General features: G+C 67.2%; 11 protein-coding genes and 1 pseudogene. 4 read left to right on the top strand and 8 right to left on the bottom strand.

Going from position 1 to position 13,615, the window contains the following annotated elements:
• Window positions 1-106: 106 nt before the first annotated feature.
• Window positions 107-1,897, bottom strand: a complete 1,791-nt coding sequence (gene rho, locus NVV57_08910) for a transcription termination factor Rho (protein MCR6712795.1) — start codon at window positions 1,895-1,897, stop codon at window positions 107-109.
• 286 nt (window positions 1,898-2,183) lie between these two features.
• Between rho and NVV57_08905 the strand changes: the two genes are divergently transcribed.
• From NVV57_08905 to NVV57_08890, 4 genes are all read left to right on the top strand, one after another.
• Window positions 2,184-2,615 carry a DUF6325 family protein gene (locus NVV57_08905; protein MCR6712794.1) on the top strand — a complete coding sequence of 144 codons (432 nt, stop codon included), beginning with the start codon at window positions 2,184-2,186 and terminating at the stop codon, window positions 2,613-2,615.
• A 3-nt stretch (window positions 2,616-2,618) separates the two neighbouring features.
• Window positions 2,619-2,987 carry an SHOCT domain-containing protein gene (locus NVV57_08900; protein MCR6712793.1) on the top strand — a complete coding sequence of 123 codons (369 nt, stop codon included), beginning with the start codon at window positions 2,619-2,621 and terminating at the stop codon, window positions 2,985-2,987.
• A 317-nt stretch (window positions 2,988-3,304) separates the two neighbouring features.
• Window positions 3,305-3,943, top strand: coding sequence for a glycoside hydrolase family 43 protein (locus tag NVV57_08895; protein MCR6712792.1), 639 nt, complete (start codon window positions 3,305-3,307; stop codon window positions 3,941-3,943).
• Between the two features lie 92 nt (window positions 3,944-4,035).
• The gene (locus NVV57_08890) at window positions 4,036-5,229 is read left to right on the top strand and encodes an ROK family transcriptional regulator (protein ID MCR6712791.1); all 1,194 of its coding nucleotides are present in this window, start codon (window positions 4,036-4,038) and stop codon (window positions 5,227-5,229) included.
• Window positions 5,230-5,232: 3 nt separating this feature from the next.
• Here the strand turns inward: NVV57_08890 and NVV57_08885 are convergent, their stop codons facing one another.
• From NVV57_08885 to NVV57_08855, 7 genes and pseudogenes are all read right to left on the bottom strand, one after another.
• Window positions 5,233-5,922 (bottom strand): ThuA domain-containing protein, encoded by a 690-nt coding sequence (locus NVV57_08885; protein MCR6712790.1) that lies wholly within the window; start codon window positions 5,920-5,922, stop codon window positions 5,233-5,235.
• 68 nt (window positions 5,923-5,990) lie between these two features.
• Window positions 5,991-7,817 (bottom strand): ABC transporter ATP-binding protein/permease, encoded by a 1,827-nt coding sequence (locus tag NVV57_08880; GenBank protein ID MCR6712789.1) that lies wholly within the window; start codon window positions 7,815-7,817, stop codon window positions 5,991-5,993.
• A gap of 56 nt (window positions 7,818-7,873) precedes the next feature.
• Window positions 7,874-9,608 (bottom strand): annotated as a pseudogene (locus NVV57_08875) (ABC transporter ATP-binding protein/permease).
• A 3-nt stretch (window positions 9,609-9,611) separates the two neighbouring features.
• Window positions 9,612-10,187 (bottom strand): TetR/AcrR family transcriptional regulator, encoded by a 576-nt coding sequence (locus NVV57_08870; protein ID MCR6712788.1) that lies wholly within the window; start codon window positions 10,185-10,187, stop codon window positions 9,612-9,614.
• A 64-nt stretch (window positions 10,188-10,251) separates the two neighbouring features.
• Window positions 10,252-11,256 carry a sugar phosphate isomerase/epimerase gene (locus NVV57_08865; GenBank protein ID MCR6712787.1) on the bottom strand — a complete coding sequence of 335 codons (1,005 nt, stop codon included), beginning with the start codon at window positions 11,254-11,256 and terminating at the stop codon, window positions 10,252-10,254.
• A 39-nt stretch (window positions 11,257-11,295) separates the two neighbouring features.
• The gene (locus NVV57_08860; protein ID MCR6712786.1) at window positions 11,296-12,462 is read right to left on the bottom strand and encodes a Gfo/Idh/MocA family oxidoreductase; all 1,167 of its coding nucleotides are present in this window, start codon (window positions 12,460-12,462) and stop codon (window positions 11,296-11,298) included.
• Between the two features lie 81 nt (window positions 12,463-12,543).
• On the bottom strand, window positions 12,544-13,587 hold the full coding sequence (locus NVV57_08855; GenBank protein MCR6712785.1) for a substrate-binding domain-containing protein: 1,044 nt from the start codon (window positions 13,585-13,587) through the stop codon (window positions 12,544-12,546).
• Window positions 13,588-13,615: the final 28 nt, after the last annotated feature.

Genomic DNA, 13,615 nt, shown 5'->3' with positions numbered 1-13,615 from the left:
CCGTCAGTGAGTTCCACGCCGCTGCGTGCGAACTCCCCGGCAACACGCAAAACGGCCCGACGCAACGCGTCGGGCCGTTCGCGAGCGCGGCCGGTGCCGCCGCGGGCTACTTGTCTGCGTCGAACGAGCTGTCAGGCGTGGTCTTGGCGACCTGCATGAGGAACTCGGCGTTGGTCTTGTTCTCCTTGAGGCGACCGAGCAGCAGCTCCGCCGCCGCCTGGGTCTCGAGCCCGGACAGGACGCGACGCAACTTCCACGAGATCTTGAGCTCGTCTGGGCTGATGAGGATCTCCTCGCGGCGCGTGCCGGACGCGTTGACGTCCACGGCCGGGAAGATGCGGCGGTCGGCGAGCTGGCGCGAGAGCTTGAGCTCCATGTTGCCCGTGCCCTTGAACTCCTCGAAGATGACCTCGTCCATCTTGGAGCCGGTCTCGACGAGCGCGGTCGCCAGGATCGTCAGCGAACCGCCGTGCTCGATGTTGCGCGCCGCACCGAAGAACTTCTTGGGCGGGTACAGCGCGGAGCTGTCCACACCACCGGACAAAATACGGCCCGACGCTGGTGCGGCAAGGTTGTAAGCGCGGCCAAGGCGCGTGATGCCGTCGAGCAGGATCAGGACGTCCTGGCCCATTTCGACGAGGCGCTTTGCGCGCTCGATCGCGAGCTCGGCGACCATAGTGTGGTCGGCCGCGGGGCGGTCGAACGTGGACGCGATGACCTCGCCCTTGACGGAGCGCTGGAAGTCGGTGACCTCCTCCGGACGCTCGTCCACCAGGACGATCATGAGGTGAACCTCGGGGTTGTTGACCGCCACGGCATTCGCGATCGACTGCATCACGAGCGTCTTGCCCGCCTTGGGCGGGGACACGATCAGGCCGCGCTGACCCTTGCCGATGGGGGCCACGAGGTCGATCACGCGGTTGGTCATGTTGCGCGAGTCCGTCTCAAGGTGGAGGCGGGTCTGCGGATAGAGCGGCGTGAGGTCACCGAACTCGGGACGCAGCTTGGCGGCCTCCGGGTCCATGCCGTTGACCGTGAGGATCGAGCCGAGCGCAGAGAACTTCTGGCGCTGGCCACGCTCGCCGGGGCGGGGCGCCCGGGCGGTGCCCGTGACGGCGTCGCCGCGCCGAATGCCGTACTTGCGGACCTGGTTCATCGAGACGTACACGTCCGACTTGCCTGGCAGGTAGCCGGTGGTGCGGATGAAGGCGTAGTTGTCGAGCACGTCGACGATGCCGCCGACCGGGGTCAGCTCCTCGTCCTCGCGCACCTCGTCCTCATCCGGCAAGTCCACGATCTGCCCGGCCTGGCGAGGCTCACCCTGGCGACCACGACCGCGACCGCGGCCACGGCGTCGGCGCCCTGAGCGGTCGTCGTCGTCGGCGTCGCCGCCCGACGCTTGGCCCTCGTTGTTCTGTCGCTGCGGGTTGGTCTGGCCCTGATTGCTCTGGCCCTGGTTCTGGCCGCGCTGCTGGTTGTTCTGCCGCTGGTTGTTCTGGCGCGGCTCGCGCTGCTGCTCGCCCTCGGCACGTGGCGCCTCGACGCGCACGCCGTCGTTCGCGGCGGCCTCCGTCACGGCGAGCGCGGCACGACGGGCGCGGTCTGCCGCGTCCTCCTGGTCCTGCTGGCCGGTGGCGGGGCGTTCTGCGGCGGGCTGCTCGGAAGCCGGCTGCTCGGCGGGCTGCTGCTCGGCGGCCTGCTGCTCTGCGGGCTGCTGAACCTGCTGGGGCGTCACTACGGGCGCTCCGCCGTTCTTGATAGCTTCCACGAGGTCGCTCTTTCGCATCTTGGCCGTGCCAGAGACGCCCAGTTCTGAGGCGAGCGCCTGCAGCTGGGGAAGTTTCATGGCACTGAGGGCCGCGCTCTTGTCCGCGGCCGCTGTGGTGGTGTCTGTCACCTTGGTTTCCCTCCATCGCACGAGCCCGGGTGGCTCCAGAAGTGCGAGATTGTCCACGTGGGTACGCTCGGCAGGACTTCATCGCCCGCGGGCGCCTTCAACGTGGATTGCTGTCCGCCGGGGCATTCTTAGCCGTCCGGGGGAAGCGTATTCAGCGTAGCACCGGCGTCGGATTCTGAACAATCCGAGACCATGCGCGCCAGCCATTGCCGAGACCCCCGTGGGGGCCTACGCTCACGAATAGAACGGGCATCGGGCCCGTCCTATTCCAACAGGAGGTGCGCCCGTGGGTGCAGGACCCGTAGAGATCGTCACGATCGGGTTCGAGAAGGGGAAGTTCGACGGCTCCATCATCGAGGAGCTGTCGAAGGTGGTCAGCGCAGGCACCATCACCCTTATCGACGGAGTGTTTGTTCACAAGACAGGTGAGCACAGTTTCGAGATCGCGGAACTGTCAGAGGACCCCGAATATGGGGACCTCGTTGGCCTCGTCGCGCGCGTCGAGGGCCTCATCTCGGATGAAGACGTCGACGCCGTCGCCGACGACCTCCCCGTGGGAAGCGCCGCCGCCGTGCTCGTGTTTGAGCACACGTGGATCATCCCGGTCCGCGACGCGATTGCGAACGCCGGTGGCGTGTTGCTCGACACCGTCCGGATTCCCGGACCAGCAGTTGACGCTTTGCTCGACGAACTCGCCGAGCTCGAAGAAGAGGAGTAAGCAATGCCCATTGGACGCATTGGCCGCCCCGGGCTCGTGGGCACCATGGCTCGCACCGCTGTCGTCGCCGGAACCGCCACCGCAGTCTCCGGCAACATGCAGCACCGTCAGCAGCAGAAGTGGGCGGGCCAGCAGGCCGCCGCCGACCAGGCCGCCTACGAGGCGCAGCAGGTTGACTACAACGCCCAGCAGCTCGCCGCTATGCAGCAGCAGATGGCGCAGATGCAGGCGGCTCAGCAGCAGCCTCAGGTTGCCGCTGCCCCGGCCGGCGACGACCTCATGGCGAAGCTCTCGCAGTTGGCCGACCTCAAGAACGCCGGCGTGCTCTCCGAAGAGGAGTTCGCCGCCGCCAAGGCGAAGCTGCTCTCCTAGCAGCAGACACAACGGCCGGGCGTCTTCGGGCGCCCGGCCGTTTGCGTGCCAGCGCACAATGGATGGGTGCCGCGACTGTCCAGCATCCACCTCCGCGACCCCTTCCTGCTGCCCGTCCCGGATGAGGGCGTGACGTACCTGTTCGGCAGCACCGACCCGGACCCATGGAACCCGCCCGGCCTCGGCTTCGACTGCTGGCGGAGCGCCGATCTCGTGGAGTGGGAGGGTCCCATCGCGGCCTTCCGCCCTCCCCGGACTTCTGGGCCGATCGCAAATTCTGGGCTCCGGAAGTCCATTTCTACCAGGGGCGTTACTTCATGTTCGCGTCCTTCAAGGCGACCGACGCCGCCCGCGGCACCGCGGTACTGGCCGCCGATTCTCCCGCGGGTCCGTACGTGCCCTGGTCGGACGGGCCCGTCACCCCGCGCGATTGGGAATGCCTCGACGGCACCCTCTACGTGGACCCGGATGGCGAGCCGTGGATCGTCTACTGCCACGAGTGGCTGCAGGTGGTCGACGGCCGCATGATCGCGCAGCGGCTCACCCCAGATCTGCTCGAGACCACGGGCGAGCCCGTCGAACTCTTCCGCGCGTCGTCCGCGCCGTGGGTGGGCGCCGGCGATCCCGCCGGGCTGTACGACGAGCCCGCGTACGTGACCGACGGCCCGTGGCTCCACCGGCTCGCGTCGGGAACCCTCATCATGCTGTGGTCGAGCGGCAACACGAGCGGCAGCTATGCGATGGGCATCGCACGCTCGCTCACGGGCGACGTCCTTGGCCCCTGGGAACACCAGGCAGAGCCGCTGTGGGCGGACGACGGCGGGCACGGGATGATCGTCAGGGCTCTAGACGGGCGCCTGCTCGTGACCCTGCACCAACCGAATCAGACGCCGCTCGAGCGGCCCGTCTTCGCGGAGATCGAGGAGACCGAGCACTCGATAGTCCTGGCGGACTGAGCGGGCGCACTTTTGACGAGCCATAGGCAAAAGTTGCACATGGCCGTCCGGCGCGGCCCGATCCGTGCGTAGCAGGGCGGTAAGATTTTGCCATGATCGACGCACGAGGCCAGGAGACCCTCACTGGGGCGGCCCAGGCGGAGGTCTTCCAGATTCTGCGCGATGGCCAGCCGCGAACCCGATCAGAACTCGCGACCCTCACCGGACTCGCGCGCTCGACGGTGGCTGCCCGCGTGGACGCCCTGCTGCGCGCCAAGCTCATCTCTCCCGTCGCCGACGCTGCCTCCACCGGGGGTCGGCCCTCCCGCCAGTTCGCCTTTGACGGCACTCGACACTGCGTCCTCGGCGTCGACATCGGCGCCACGCACGCGCACGTAGCGCTCACGGACCTGCACGGCACGATGCTCGTGGACACGCAGGTGGAGCTGTCCGTCGCCGAGGGGCCGCACAAGGTGCTCGGCTGGGTCATCGACGAAGGCGCGCGTTTGCTCGCAGAACGCGCCAAGTCCATCAGCCTCAGGGCGGTGGGGATCGGTCTTCCGGGGCCCGTTGAGCACGCCACGGGCAGGCCGGTTGACCCGCCGATCATGCCCGGCTGGGATCGATTCGACGTGCCAGGCATGGTCGCGGACGCGCTCGGAGTGCCCGTGCTCGTCGACAACGACGTCAACGTCATGGCAGTCGGCGAGCACCACGACTACTGGCCGGAAGTCGAGGACCTGCTGCTGCTGAAGGTGGCGACGGGCATCGGCGCCGGCGTGATCGTCGGCGGCCGTGTGCATCGCGGCGCCCAGGGCATCGCGGGCGACATCGGGCACGTGTGGGTGCCCGAGGCCGAAGGCGTCCTGTGCCGCTGCGGCTCAATCGGCTGCCTCGAGGCGATCGCCGCGGGACCGGCCATCGCTGCCAAGCTCCAGGCCCATGGGATGGACGCGACGAGCACCGGCGACGTCGTCGCGGCCGTCTTGCGTGGCGACATCGAGGCTGTGCGAGAGGTGCGCGAGGCGGGCCGCATCATCGGCCGTGTACTCACCACGTGCGTGAGCCTCATCAATCCCGCAGTCATCGTGCTCGGCGGCCCCATCTCGAACGCCGGCGACCACCTGCTCGCAGGCGCGCGCGAGATCATCTACACGCGCTCTGCGCCCCTGTCGACGAGCAATCTGCAGATCGTTCGTTCCCGTGGAGCGGCGATGGCCGCCGTGTCCGGAGCGTCCGCCATGGCAATCCAGCAAGTGCTGTCTGTCGAGTCGGTGGAGGCTCTCGTGAGGGACGCGGCGGCGTAGCGATCAGCGAGCGGCCCAGACGAGCCCTCGCTCGATGATGCCTTGGACCTCCGGCAGCTCCAGGACGTCCACGGTGTGGCCGAGGGAGGTCGCGAAGATGCGCCCCCTGCCCCATTGACGTGTCCACACCACGGGCATCGTCACGGCCCGCGGCCACTCGTCCCCGTCGTCGGGAACGAGCTCACAGTCCGCGAGCACCTCATTCAGCCCATCTGCGAGCACCCAATACTGCTCGGTGGAGACGTCGAAGTCCGTCACATCACCGATGATCTCGTGACCCGCTCCCGCGGGCGTGATGTGCACCGTGTAGTCGCGGTAAGCCTCGACGTCGATGCGACCGCGGTCCTTAGCGGCATGGGGGAGTGCTGCGAACTCGACCCCCACCAGCTGCAGATAGTCGGGTTGGGCCCTGAAGGAGTCGATGATGCCGCCGTGCCAGCCGCCGAAGCCCGTTCCTGCGGCGATGGCCTGGCGGAGCCCCGCTACCTCGTCAACGGTGATGCTGCCCATGGTCATGCACTGCACTACGAGGTCGTAGCGGGCCATCGCCGCTGCGTCCGCGTAGATCTCTGGAGTGTCCTCGATGTCGACGGCGAAACCGGCTCCGTAGAGCGCCGGCAGGAATACGTCCGTCGCTGCCACCGGGTCATGGCCGGCCCATCCTCCCCTTACGACCAAGCACGGCTTGCGCATCCCTGTCCCTTCGCCTCATCACTCAGGTATGGCAGTCATAATAGCGAGCGCCCGAATGCGACCGAGCTCTAAGAACTGACCGCGCCCACCTCGTCCACCGGCTGGGTGAACTGAGCCTCGTAGAGGCGCGCGTAGGCACCCTTGGCGGCGAGCAGCTCGGCGTGGTTTCCCTGCTCCACGATCGCGCCGTGCTCCATCACCAGGATCACGTCCGCATCGCGAATGGTCGAGAGTCGGTGCGCGATCACAAACGCCGTGCGGTCCTTGCGCAGGTCCGCCATGGCGTGCTGCACCAGCAGCTCGGTGCGCGTGTCCACGGAGCTCGTTGCCTCGTCGAGGATGAGCACCTGAGGCCTGGCCACGAACGCGCGCGCGATCGTGATGAGCTGGCGCTCGCCTGCGGAGACGTTCGTCGCGTCGTCGTCGAGCACGGTGTCGTAGCCGTCCGGCAGCGAGTGCACGAAGCGGTCCACGTACGCGGCCCTGGCTGCGTCGAGAATCTCCTCTTCGCTCGCGTCGATGTTCCCGTAGGCGATGTTGTCCCGGATGGTGCCGCCAAAGAGCCACGCGTCCTGAAGCACCATTCCCGTCCGCGACCGGAGGTCCTGTCGCGACATGTGCGCAATGTCGACCCCGTCAAGGGTGATGCGACCGCCGTTCAACTCGTAGAACCGCATGATGAGGTTGACGAGCGTCGTCTTTCCCGCACCCGTCGGACCCACGATCGCGACCGTTCGCCCTGGTTCGACCGTGAGGGACAGGTCTTCGATCAGCGGCTTGTCCTCCGAGTACGAGAACTTCACGTCCTCGAAGACCAGCCTGCCCTTGCCCTCCGAAGGCGAGGGAGCGTCGGGCCTGTCAGCGGTCTCATCCGGAGAGTCGAGGAGGTCGAACACCCGCTCCGCGCTCGCCACGCCAGACTGCAGGAGGTTCGCCATCGAGCCGAGCTGCGAGAGCGGCTGCTGGAACTGCCGCGAGTACTGGATGAAGGCCTGGACGTCGCCGAGCGGCAGCGTGCCGTGCGCCACCATGATGCCGCCCACAACCGCGACGCCGACGTAGACGAGGTTCCCGACGAACATCGTCGCGGGCATGATGATCCCGCTCACGAACTGCGCGCCGAAGCTCGCCTTGAAGAGCTTCTCGTTGGTCTCGTCGAACTCCGCTTGCGAGCGCTGCTGACGGCCGAAGACCTTGACGAGGGCATGACCCGTGAAGTCCTCCTCGATCTGTCCATTGAGTTGCCCCGTCTTGGTCCACTGCTCCACGAACATCACCTGGGAGCGCTTGGCCACCACTGTGACGATCGCCAGGGTCAACGGGATGGACACCACCGCAATCAGCGCGAGCCACGGCGAGATGTAGATCATCATGATCAGCACGCCGATGACCATGAGGATCGACGTGAAGAGCTGGCTGAGCGTCTGCTGGAGGGTCTGCGACACGTTGTCGATGTCGTTCGTCACGCGGCTCAGGAGCTCGCCGCGCGGGTGCTGATCGAAGTAGCTCAGCGGCAGCCGGTGGATCTTGTCCTCCACTTGCGCGCGCAGCCGCAGCACCGTGCGCTGGGTGACGCCGTTGAGGATCCAGCCCTGGGCAAGCGACAGCAGCGACGAGAGGACGTAGATCACGACGACCCACAGCAGGATCGTGTGAAGGTGCCCGAAGTCGATGCCGGTTCCCGACATGAGTCCCTCGAAGATGATGGTGGTGGCGTTGCCGAGCACCTTAGGGCCGATCACCGCGAGCCCCACCGATGCGGCTCCCAGGACGATGACCAGATAGACGAGCACCTGCTCGGGCTTGAGAAGTGCCGCGAGGCGCTTCGACGAGCCCTTGAAGTTCATGGCCTTCTCTGCGGGGAGGTTGGCACCGCCGAACGGCCCGCGGTTCATAGGACGGGCGTTCCGCTTGGTCTCGTCGTCTACCCGACGCTCTGTTGGCTGCGCGCTCACGCCGCCTCCTCCGCTCGGAGCTGGGTACTGACGATCTCCTTGTAGGTCTCGCTCGACTCGAGCAGTTCCTCATGGGTGCCTCGGGCAACGACCACGCCGTCCTCGAGCACGAGGATCTGGTCCGCGTTCATGATCGACGACACGCGCTGTGCAACGACGATGATCGTCGCGTCGGCCGCCGCCTTCGCGAGCGCGCCACGCAAGCGCGCATCCGTGGCGGTGTCGAGCGCAGAGAACGAGTCGTCGAAGACCAGGATCGGCGGCTTGCGCACCAGTGCGCGCGCGATCGACAGGCGCTGGCGCTGACCACCCGAGACGGTGGTGCCGCCCTGCGCAACGGCGCTCTCGAGGCCCTCCGGCATCGCCTGCACGAAGTCGCGCCCCTGGGCAACCGTGAGCGCCTCCCACAGGTCGTCGTCCGTCGCGTCCGGAGCGCCGTAGCGCAGCGTGGAGGCGACGGTCCCGGAGAAGAGATACGGACGCTGCGGCACGAGGCCGATCTGCGACCACACGGTCTCGAGGTCGAGCTCGCGGATGTTGACGCCGCCGAGCAGCACCTCGCCGCCCGTCGCGTCGTACAGGCGCGGGATGAGGTTGACGAGGGTGGTCTTGCCCGCGCCGGTGGAGCCGATGATCGCCGTCGTCGTTCCGGGCGTCGCCGTGAAGCTCACGTGCGACAGGACCGGATACTCGGCGCCGGGGTAGGAGAAGGTGACGTCGCGGAACTCAAGTGAGCCAGCGTCGGGCACGTTCAGTGCGTGGCGTGGCCGGGTTGTTGACCGTCGTCTCGGTGCCAAGCACCTCGCTGATGCGGTCGGCCGCAACGGCGGCGCGCGGGATCATCACGAAGAGGAAGGTCGCCATCATCACGGACATGAGGATCTGGATGAGGTAGGTGAGGAACGCCGTGAGGGCACCAACTTGCATCTCGCCGGACTCTACGCGCGGGGCGCCGAACCACAGCACCGCGACCGAGCCGAGGTTCATGATCAGCATCACCACGGGGAACATCGTGGCCATGTACATGCCTGCCTTGTAGGCGGACTCGGTGACGTCCTCGTTGGCCTTGCCGAAGCGCGCGGTCTCTTGCGGCTCGCGCACGAATGCGCGCACCACGCGGATGCCGGTGAGCTGCTCGCGCAGGACCCTGTTGATGACGTCGATGCGCTTCTGCATGCGGCGGAAGTGGGGCACCATCCGGCTCACGACGAAGGCGACAAAGAGGAGCAGGAGCGGCACGGCGACCACCATGATCCACGACAGCGTGACGTCCTGCTGGAGGGCCATGATGACGCCGCCGATGGCCATGAACGGGGCGGATACGAGGAGCGTTGCGGTCATCAGCACAAGCATCTGCACCTGCTGCACGTCGTTGGTCGAGCGCGTGATGAGGGAGGGAGCGCCGAACTTCTGGACGTCGGACTCCGCGAAGGTGAGGACCCGCGTCATGAGTCCCCCGCGCAGGTCGCGGCCAACGCTCATCGCGAGCTTGGCGCCAAAGTACACGGCGATGATCGAGCAGATGATCTGGGCAAAGCTGAGGACGAGCATGGTCCCGCCGGTCTTCCAGATGTAGCCGATGTCGCCGGTCGCCACGCCGTTGTCGATGATGTCCGCGTTGAGGGTCGGCAGGAACAGGTTGGCGATCGACTGCGCGAGCTGGAAGACAACGACCCCGGTGAGGAGTTTCCAGTACGGGCGCACGGACTCCACGAGCAGATTCCAGAGCATGGGCTATGCCCCTTCCTTGGTGATGCCGTTCACTACGAACTCGGCGAGTTCCTCGTTGGTGACGGGATAGATGGTCTCGATCGCAGGCAGCGCCTTGGCGAAGCACAGCATGCGGACCAGTTGGACGGCGAGCGCCGGGTCCACGCGGAGGCGGTCGCGGTGATGCTCGAAGATCAGGGAGGCGCCGTGAGCGCCGACGCTCGGCGGCCGGGTGGGCGCCTGCGGTGGCTCGCGCAGGCCGAGTGCGCTCATGATGCCCATGACCCCCTGGAAGCGCGCCGTGATGAGCGTGACAAGCTCCGCGACGAGACGCTCGAGCGGCAGTTCGGGGTCGAGCGCGGCGATCGCCGCCGCCGTGGGCGCCGGGTCCATGAAGCGCGAGACGACGGCGTCGATGATGGCCTGCTTGTCCTCGAAGACGCGGAAGAGCGTGCCCTCGGCGACGCCCGCGGCGTCCGCGATCTGTCGCGTGGTGACGTCGGAGCCATGCTCCATGAACAAGGGCACGGCCGCGTCGAGGATCGAATTCCGCCGCTCCTCAGGGGATAGCGGGGTCGCTCGCACGGTCCGGGTCGCCACCTACGCACTGTAAGTGAGTGAGCACTCACTCCGCAAGCCGAGCGCGCGCCTCGCCGCGACGCTGTCAGTCGGAGCTGCTGAACGCGGAGTCGAATGCAGCGTCGGGCGCATCGAAGGCGAGCCGTCGCACAAACGCAAGCGCCTCGGGGGCGCCAAGCAGCCTGTCCATGCCCGCGTCCTCCCACTCCACCGAGATGGGGCCCGTGTAGCCGATCTGGTTGAGCATCCGGAACGCGTCCTCCCACGCCACGTCGCCGTGGCCCGTGGAGATGAAGTCCCAGCCACGGCGCGGGTCCGCCCATGCGAGGTGCGAGCCGAGTCGCCCGTTGCGGCCGTTGACCATGCGCTTGCGGGTGTCCTTGCAGTCCACGTGGTAGATGCGGTCCTTGAAGTCCCACAGGAAGCCGACAGGGTCGAGGTCCTGCCACACCATGTGGCTGGGGTCCCAGTTGAGGCCGAACGCGGGCCGGTGGCCAATGGCCTCGAGGGTCCGCACCGTGGTCCAGTAGTCGTAGGCGATCTCGCTTGGATGCACCTCGTGCGCGAACCTCACGCCCACCTCGTCGAAGACGTCGAGGATGGGATTCCAGCGGTCGGCGAAGTCCTGGTAGCCCGCGTCGATCGCCTCCTGGCTCACGGGCGGGAACATCGCCACGTACTTCCAGATCGCGGACCCGGTGAAGCCGATGACCGTGTCGACGCCCAGCTTCTTCGCCAGCCGAGCGGTGTGCTTCATCTCCTCTGCGGCGCGCTGACGCACGCCGTCCGGGTCGCCATCGCCCCACACGCGAGACCCGACGATGTCCTGGTGGCGGTGGTCGATGGGGTCGTCGCAGACCGCCTGGCCTTTGAGGTGGTTGGAGATCGCGAAGACCTTGAGGTTGTACCTAGCGAGCAGCTCGAGCTTGCCCTCGACGTAGCCGTCCTCGTCCCAGCGCCAGGGATCCAAGTGGTCGCCCCAGCAGGCGAGCTCCAGTCCGTCATACCCCCAGCCCGACGCTAGGCGCGCCACTTCCTCGAGCGGCAAGTCTGCCCACTGGCCAGTAAAGAGCGTGATTGGTCGCGCCATTGCGAAGAGTCCTTTCGATCGCGGTTGCTGAGTGTCCGTCTAGTCGGTGCCGGTCCACGCGCTGCCGTTGCCCGCGCTGCGCTCCACGGCGTCGAGCACCCGCTGAACCTGGTACCCGTCGGCGAAGGATGGCGTGGGATCCGTGTTGCCCGCGACCGCCTCCACGAAGTCTTTCACCTGGTGCGAGAACGCGTGCTCGTAACCGAGCATGTGGCCCGTTGGCCACCACGCCTGCATGTAGGGGTGATCCGCCTCGGTGACGAAGATGCGGCGGAAGCCCTGCTCCGTACCCGGGGCGGTTGCGTCGTAATACTGGAGCGCGTTCATGTCCTCGAGGTCGAAGAGGATCGCGCCCTTGTCGCCGGCGACCTCGATCCGGAGCGCGTTCTTGCGCCCGGTGGCGAACCGGCTGGCCTCGAACAGCCCGGCTGCGCCGCCGTCGAACTGGGCGTTGAAGGCCGCGTAGTCGTCCACCGTGACGGGCCCGCGCTCTGCTCCCGCCGAACCGGACAGACCGTGGCCCTCACCCAGAACGGGGCGCTCGGTGACGAAGGTGCGCAGGACGCCAGAGACATCCGTGAGGCGCTGCCCAGTGATGAACTGGGCGAGGTCGATCGCGTGGGCGCCGATGTCGCCGAGAGCTCCGGACCCGGCCTTCGCCTTGTCGAGGCGCCACGTGAGCGGGGCCTCGGGGTCCATGAGCCAGTCTTGAAGGTACTGCCCGCGCACCTGACGAATGTTGCCAACGGCGCCGCGCCTGACGAGATCCCTCGCGAACGTGGCGGCCGGCACGCGCCGGTAGGTGAAGCCAACCATGGACCGCACGCCGTTTGCCGCCGCGGCCGTAGCAGCGTCGGCCATGCGCCGAGCCTCCTCGACCGTGTTGGCGAGCGGCTTCTCGCAGATGACGTGCTTGCCGGCCTCGAGGGCGGCGATCGCCATGTCGCAGTGCGTGTCTCCCGGCGTGACGATGTCGACGATGTCGATGTCGTCACGGGCTATCGTCGCCGCGAAGTCCTCGCTGGCCTCTTCCCAGCCCCACGAGCTGGCCAGGTGCTTGTTCTTGGCCGCGTCGCGGCCAACCAGAACGCTCATCTGGGGCTGTTGGGGAAGTTCAAAGAACCGAGGGGCCACCCGCCATCCCTGCGAGTGCGCGGCCCCCATGAATCCATTGCCGATCATCGCAACCTTGAGTGGCGAAGGCATGGCTCAGTCTCCTTGTCTGTGTGAGAGGGGTGAGTAGGAGCGGCCGCGCCCACCGGATGGCGCGGCCGCCTCCTTCCTCTGCTAGGACTTGAAGCCGATCGGCAGGTATTGGTCGACGTTGTCCTTGGTCACCACGGGTGCGTCGAGCACGATGCGGTGAGGGACCCCGGGGGATGCGAGGTCGGAGAGGCTCTTGCCCTGGACAAGGAGTCGGGCAAGCGCAACGCCGTCCGCCGCCTGGGTGGACGGGTAGATGACCGTCGCCTCGAGCACGGTGTCACCGGCCTTGATGGCGTTCATCGCGTTGAGCGAGCCGGCGCCGCCGACCATGAACATCTCATCGCGTCCGGCCGCGTCGATCGCAGCGAGCACGCCCACACCCTGGTCGTCATCGTGGTTCCAGATGGCGTCGATGTGCGGGTTGGCAGAGAGCAGCTGCTCCGTGACGGCCTGGCCGCCTGCGACTGTGAAGTCGGCGGCCACGCGGGCGCTGACCTTGAGCCCGCAGTCGGCGAGAGCGTCGTTGAAGCCGCGCGTGCGGTCCTGGGTCAGGGGCAGCGAGTCGATGCCCGCGATCTCGGCCACGATGGCGTCGCTCTTGCCGCCGAGCTTGCCGCAGATGTACTCACCTGCGCTGACGCCCATGCCGTAGTTGTCGCCAAGGATCGTGACGCGAGCGGCGTCGTCAGACGAGAACTCGCGGTCGACGTTGATGACCGGGATGCCGGCGTCCATCGCCGCGATTGCGGCCTCGGTGAGTGCCGCGCCGTCCGTTGGGAGCAGCACGATGGCGTCGACGCCGTCGTTGACGAACGTCTCGACCTGGCTGATCTGCAGCGCCGGGTCGTTGGTGCCTTCAGCCATCTTGAACTCGACGTCGGGGAAGCTGTCTGCCATCTCCTTCGCCGCCGAGTTGATGGCGCCGAGCCAGCCGTGGTCGGCCGCGGGTCCGGAGAACCCGATCACCACGGTGTCACCCGCGGCTGCATTGTCTCCAGGGTTGGCGCTGTTGACGGGGCCGTCATTGCCGCTGTCGTTGCTGCAGCCCGCAAGCAGGGCCACAACGGTCACCGCGGATGCCGCGGCGATCCCGAGCCTCTTGCGAGTCGAGAGCTTGGTGTTCATGGTTTCTCCTCGATCAATCACTGTCGTC

Source organism: Demequina sp. (assembly GCA_024707205.1).
GTDB lineage: Bacteria > Actinomycetota > Actinomycetes > Actinomycetales > Demequinaceae > Demequina.
The sequence above is the reverse complement of the archived record's forward strand: the minus strand, read 5'-3'. Positions and strand labels throughout refer to the sequence as shown.